3 protein-coding genes are annotated in these 4052 nt (G+C 36.8%); all 3 read right to left on the bottom strand.

What is annotated here, in order from left to right:
• A partial coding sequence (locus WFK35_RS21220) for a glycoside hydrolase family 97 catalytic domain-containing protein (RefSeq protein ID WP_336734528.1) occupies nt 1–1827 on the bottom strand: 1827 nt, incomplete at its 3' end.
• Nucleotides 1828–1904: 77 nt separating this feature from the next.
• Nucleotides 1905–2921, bottom strand: a complete 1017-nt coding sequence (locus tag WFK35_RS21215) for a SusE domain-containing protein (RefSeq protein WP_214589275.1) — start codon at nt 2919–2921, stop codon at nt 1905–1907.
• An 18-nt stretch (nt 2922–2939) separates the two neighbouring features.
• Nucleotides 2940–4052: RagB/SusD family nutrient uptake outer membrane protein (locus WFK35_RS21210; RefSeq protein WP_336734527.1), on the bottom strand; the 1113-nt coding region annotated here is incomplete at its 5' end.

The raw sequence follows: 4052 nt of genomic DNA, 5'->3' as shown, positions 1-4052 counted from the left end.
AATAAACTGGAAGGCATCCATGTGCTTTTTGTAGTTTTCCGGTAAGTCTGCCGCCATCTGAAGAGGCATATACATTACCACATAAAGCGCTAACTGTTTTACCAAAGTTGTTTTTACAAAACGTTTGTCTCCGGGGAAATAGTAATCCAGTTTTGTCTGGAAAATTCCCGGCGTGTAATCCATCGAACCTCCCATCCATCTTGTAAACGGAAGAATGGTCTGATGATCGGGATTGTTTCCTCCGAAAGCTTCATATTCCGTTCCACGCGCCGCTTCCGCAGAGATGTAATTCGGATACGTTCTGCTTTCTCCTGTAGGGCGGACAGATTCATGAGAATTCACCATAATTTTATATTCGTTGGCTTTTTCAGCAATTCTGTAGAAATGGTTGATTGTCCATTGAGAATAATGATGTTCTCCTCTTGGAATCATATCTCCTACGTACCCTGTTTTCACGGCATCGTAACCGTATTTATTCATTAACTGATAAGCTTTATCCGCCCATCTTTCATAATTCGTTGCTGAACCTGAAGTTTCGTGGTGCATGATTAATTTGATTCCTTTGGAATGCGCATAATCGTTTAACATTTTGATGTCGAAATCAGGATAAGGAGTGATGAAATCGAAAACAAATTCTTTTGAGTGGCCAAACCAGTCTTCCCAACCAACGTTCCAGCCTTCAATTAAAAGTCCCTGAAAACCGTTTTCTGCCGCGAAATCGATATATTCTTTCACTTTTGTATTGTTGGCTCCGTGTTTTCCGTTAGGCGTAAGTTTAGAGAAATCTGTTACTCCAAGACGCACATTAGATTCCGGCTGTCCGTAAGCCCATTGAGATTTACCGATGATCATCTCCCACCATACTCCCATGTATTTTGTTGGATGAATGTAAGAAGTATCGCTATATTTTGTAGGTTCATTAAGATTGAAAAGCATTTTAGAATCCATCACCTCTTCTGCTTTCGGAGCCACAATAATTGTTCTCCAAGGGGTAACGGAAGGAGTCTGAATATATCCTTTTGCACCCTGTCTGTCTGCTGTAAGATGTGTTTTGAATTTGAAATTCTGAGCATCTACTTCAAGATGAGAGGCAGGATAGTCTAAAACAGCAGCTTCTGCAACATTGATATATAAAGGCTCTTTTCCTTCCTGCTTCAACATCACCGGAGACTGAACCGCGTTTTTAATTAAAGTCTGAGAAGCGTTTGCATCTGCAGCTTTTGGCCATCTAGCAGGGATTTCAGAAAGTTTTGTTTCCTGATACTGGTATTCCTGAGAGTCGTAATCTGCAACGATCCACCAAGCTTTCATGTCAGTTGGAAAATCAATTTCAGAATCTTCCTCCCTGATGACGAAGTAATTAAGGTTTTTCTGCTGCGGAAATTCATATCTGAAACCTAACCCATCATTAAACAGTCTGAATTTCACCACAATATTTCTGTCTGTTGAGGTCTGGTTAAGCGTTACCGCCAATTCATTGTAATGATTGATATAATTTTTCTTTTCCCCTAAAACCGGCTGCCAAGTTTCGTTTTTAGCATCACGTTTTTCATCTATTTTAGTAAAACCGTTGTTCAGATCAAATTTTACATCTTCCGGTTTTGCAATTTCTGAGGCAAATTTTATTGAAGTATCTTTAAATAATCTGAGTCCCAATTTGGAATCTTCGACGATCGTTTTCCCGTTATATTTAAGATTGTAATAAGGTACGCCCTGTTTCAGCTGAAAGTCCATTTCGAACTTCCCATCCGGCGATTTTAAAGATTGTGCATTAACACCCGCAAACATCATTGAGAGCATCATTGCTCCTGCTGTAATTTTCTTCATATTAGATTATATAAGCTTTAAAAATAAAAAAACTGCTGCCAAAACACAACAGTTTTATATAAATGTCAGAGAATAGATTATAACTTCACAGCGGTATAAACCAGATTCACTTCATCAAACGTAATTTTATACGTTCCTGGTAAGCTAATAGGAATGTTGGCTCCACCAGCGTCTAAGGTTCCGTTATTTCCATCATCTCCAAAGTTTGTTCCCCAATCATTATTAAGTCTAAACTTAATTTCACCGACTGTTAAAACAACAGTAACTTCCCACTTTTCAGTTGTGCTATTCCAAACCAAATCAGTATCTGGGTCGTTCCAGCCATTTGGCGTAGCAGAACCAATAACAGCCCAAGAATATGGACTTAAAGTAAATTTATTTGTATTTGTATTAACAGTTAATTTTTGACTTCCCGCATTTGCTGCCTTCAGGTTACCACCTCCATCATATATTAAATCTACATTATTATTGGTACCATAACTATGATCCCAGTTTTTCATTGGTGTAATTTTAAATTCAGAGTTTGGTGATGTGAAATTAATATACCCAATATAGATTCCGTTACTCGTTGCAGATTTCAACGCTTGCGCTGTTGGCGGATTCCATCCCTGATAAGCTCCAGGAGCGTACATATAAGAAACAAGAGCATAAGGAGTTACTGAAATCTTTTGTATCTGTGAATATACGGGTGATCCTTTGCCCACTGTAGTTTTTAATCTCACATCTATACTTGAAGCGACACCCGTTGGCAATCCAAGATTTAACATTAAAGCATTAAATTCTATTACTGTATAAGATTTGGATAATACTCCACTGCTTAAACCTGCCTCTTTCACCGAAGCAAAATTAGTCCCAGTTACTGCGAACTGTAACACATTTGTAACTTCCACTGCTGGAGTATATTCTGCAGGGGTTATTGTGAAAGTAACCGCATTATTATTCGCATTTGCGCTAGTTAAAGATAGAGTATTTGTACTAGCCTTCAGATTAGGCTCAGATTTTAATGATAAAACAGCCTGATCTTCATCTTTCTCGCAAGACCAAACCATCATAATAGCAATAGTCGCGAAAAGAAATTTTATTATATTTTTCATTATTATAACTTTTAAAAATTAGTACCCAGGATTTTGAGATAAGTTGGAATTCAAATTCAAATACTTATTAGGAATTGGAAATAGAGTTTTAGTAGAAGCTATCGAAGATCCATTTTGAATACCTCCTTTCCATTGCCAAGTGTAGCCCGAAACATAATGATTTAATCTTATTAAATCCTGCCTTCTTGTGCCTTCCCAGTATAATTCTTTAGCTCTCTCGTTCAAAATAAATACTTCTTTGGCATCTGTAGTAGTAAGAGCATTAATATCAGACATTGTAATATTTGCAACACCGGCTCTTGTTCTTAAGGCGTTAATATAATTTAAAGCAGTAGCGGTGCTTCCTTTTCCGTTAACAATTGCTAGTTCTGCGTACATTAAATATGCATCACCCATTCTGAATAAAGCAAAATCCGCATCTGCAAAAGTACCGTCACTTCCATTCGTACCTCCTACTTTTTTATTAGAAAACTTAATTAATTTTACTCCTTCTTCAAATTTAGAGTAATCCGAAATCGAAGCAGGATCTGTATTTCCAGGTACTTTCATAACTCTAGCATCTGTACCAATAGACTGAATAAATTCCTGCCTAGCTCTAAAACCTGCCCAACCGGCATCAACTCCTAATGTAGCTCCTACTGCATTATTACAGCTAGCGTGTATTAAAAATGTTGTGCCTCCATAAGTTTTTGTTTTAATTCCGTCAAAAGTAATAGGAAAAATAGCTTCATCCTGTGCTCCGTTAATATTATTATCCGCTTTGAATAAATTTGCATAAGGTATAGTTGCTATTTTATAAGGTGAACCAATAACTTTTGTAATTTCTGTTAAAGCTTCAGTACTTTTATCAACTCCTGTATAAACTTTAGCATTTTGATATAATTTGGCTTTTAACATCCATGCAGCTGCTTTATCTGCTCTACCATATTCGTTTGTTTTTGGAGCTACTAAATCTGCATCTATACTATTTAATTCTTCAATAATATAATTGAATACATACACTCTTGATTGCATTGGTGGTTTCACTCCAGAACCAATGATATTGTCTTCGGTAGCAAAAGGTACTTTTCCATAAATATCTATTGCATGATAGTAAGATAATGCTCTTAAGAATCTTGCCTCAGCACGAAA

The sequence above is a fragment of the Chryseobacterium sp. VD8 genome (genome assembly GCF_037149975.1).
Lineage (GTDB): Bacteria > Bacteroidota > Bacteroidia > Flavobacteriales > Weeksellaceae > Chryseobacterium > Chryseobacterium indicum.
This window is presented reverse-complemented; position numbering and strand designations above follow the sequence as displayed.